We start from the raw sequence: 2,271 nt of genomic DNA, 5'->3' as shown, positions 1-2,271 counted from the left end.
CGCGAAAGCCAAAGCTGCGAATATCCAGCAGGTCGCTGCCGTCGATCTTGCTGGTGGCGTGGCGCGACAGGGCCAGCGGCAGATCCTCGGGCGTCATGCCGCAACCATTGTCGCTGACACGGATCAGCCGCTTGCCGCCTTCCTCGATGGCGATGTCGATGCGGGTCGCGCCTGCATCCAGCGCGTTTTCAACCAGTTCCTTGACCGCCGAGGCCGGACGCTCGACCACCTCGCCCGCCGCTATACGGTTGGCGGTGGTTTCATCCAGTTGCCGGATGACGGGGCGGATATTGGGGGCGAGACTGTTCATACCCCCATATCTAGCAGGGCCGGGCGGGTTTCGCCAGCGATTCGGGGTTATCGTGGGGATCAGGTGGAGAAGCAGCCCGCATCCATCCGCGCAAGGGTGCCGATTTTCGGGGCAAAACCGATCCGGTCCAGAATATCAGCCTGAAGGTCGATGCCGGGGGCGATTTCGGTCAGATGCATGCCATCGGGGCGCAGGATAAAGACGGCGCGTTCGGTGACATAGATCGCCTCTTGCCCGCGTCTGATCGCCTGTTCGCCCGAAAACGTGACCTGTGCCACCCGGTCAACCAGCTTGCGCACCGTACCGTGGCGGCCGATCCGCAAGGCCCCTTCGCCGGGTTCGACCTGCGCGCCTCTGGCGTCGAACGTGCCGCAGAAAACAACCTTGCGGGCGTTCTGGGCAATGTCGATGAAACCTCCGGGGCCGACCGGCAATCCGCCCAGCTTCGAGGCGTTCACATCGCCCTGCCCGTCAAATTCGCCAAAGCCCAGAAAGGCGATGTCCAGCCCGCCTCCGGAATAGAAATCGAATTGCGAGGGGCCGTCGATCATGCAGGTCGGGTTGCGGGCATAGCCGAACAGCGTGCCGGTCAGCAGCGTGCCGCCATAGGTGCCGTGTTCGATGGTCTGGTGATAGAGGCCCCGCTCGCCTCGGGCCGCGACCAGCGAGGCGATTTCGTCGGGGATGCCGAAGCCGTAATTCACCACCGCGCCCCGCCGCAATTCCTGCCGCGCGCGCCGGGCGATGACCTGCCGGACCGACAGATCCGGCATCGGCGGCAGCGGCTCGGCATGGTGCGCCTGCCCGGAAATCGTCGGGTCGTGGATGATGCCATAACCCTGCCGCTGATCCGGATCGACCACCACCGCATTGACCATCGCCGCCGGGATGCGCACCTGCCGCGCGCCAAGCGTGCCCGCAGGAACGCGGGCGCGGACCTGCACGATCACCACCCCGCCCGAGTTGCGCACCGCCATGGCCATCGCGGCGCTGTCCAGGTTGGCGGGTTCCTCGTCAAGGCTGATATTGCCATCCTCATCCGCGGTCGAGCCTTTCAGCAGGCAGGCATGGACCGGAAAGGGCAGATAGCGCAGATATTCGCGGCCGTCGATTTCGGCCAGTTCGACCAGCGGCTCGGTAGCGGCCTTATTCATGCGCCCGCCCTCGCGGCGCGGGTCGCAAAAGGTTCCCAGACCGACATGGGTGAACAGGCCGGGCCGGCCAGCGGCGATTTCACGCATCAACTGCATCGCCACGCCGCCGGGCAGCACATAGGCCTCGATCCGGTTCTCGGCGGCCATCTGCTGCATGCGCGGCGACCAGACCCAGTGCCCGCCGATCACCCTCCGGACCATACCGTCATGGGCAAAGCGGTTCATTCCGGTCTGGTCGCGGTCGCCGATGCCAAGGGCATGCACCACGGTCAGGTCGCGCGGATGGCCGGTTTCCAGAAACCGCGCCTCGCAGCGTTCATGCAGCTGCGTCGCCTCGCACAGCCCGCCGCCGCCGCCGATCAGCCCCACCGTCGCGCCATCGGGGATCAGTGCGACCGCTGCCTCGGCGGTCATGAATATCGCGGCGGCCGTCATGCGGCAAAGGGGTCGTACATGCGACGCCCCCCTTTCAGAAGGGATTTCGCGACCACGCCGCGATGGATCTCGCTGGCGCCGTCAAAGATGCGATAGATCCGCGCATCGCGGTAATAGCGTTCGATGGGCAGATCCTTTGAAAAGCCCATGCCGCCAAAGATCTGCATCGACCGGTCCACCACCCGGCCCAGGGTTTCGGATGCCTGCACCTTCAGCGCCGAGATTTTCGCACGCGGGTCCAGCCCCTGGTCGATTTCCCATGCGCAGTACCACAGGGCGGTGCGGGCGGCATTGATCTCGATTGCGCTGTCGGCCAGCATCTGCTGAACCATCTGGAACTCGCCCAGGGTCTGGCCGAACTGTCGGCGCTGG

The 2,271-nt window shown here is 65.5% G+C and carries 3 protein-coding genes; all 3 read right to left on the bottom strand.

The genetic code is table 11. From position 1 onward, the window contains the following. Nucleotides 1-310, bottom strand: a 310-nt coding sequence (locus tag ACK5L9_RS09665) for an ATP-binding protein (RefSeq protein ID WP_416911251.1), incomplete at its 3' end; no start/stop codon positions are given. 59 nt (nt 311-369) lie between these two features. Next, on the bottom strand, nt 370-1,878 hold the full coding sequence (locus ACK5L9_RS09660; protein ID WP_416911250.1) for an acyl CoA:acetate/3-ketoacid CoA transferase: 1,509 nt from the start codon (nt 1,876-1,878) through the stop codon (nt 370-372). A gap of 17 nt (nt 1,879-1,895) precedes the next feature. Beyond that, nucleotides 1,896-2,271: acyl-CoA dehydrogenase family protein (locus ACK5L9_RS09655; protein WP_416911249.1), on the bottom strand; the 376-nt coding region annotated here is incomplete at its 5' end.

Origin of the sequence: Paracoccus sp. (in: a-proteobacteria), from assembly GCF_047973135.1 — a bacterium.
Taxonomy (GTDB): Bacteria; Pseudomonadota; Alphaproteobacteria; order Rhodobacterales; family Rhodobacteraceae; genus Paracoccus.
This window is presented reverse-complemented; position numbering and strand designations above follow the sequence as displayed.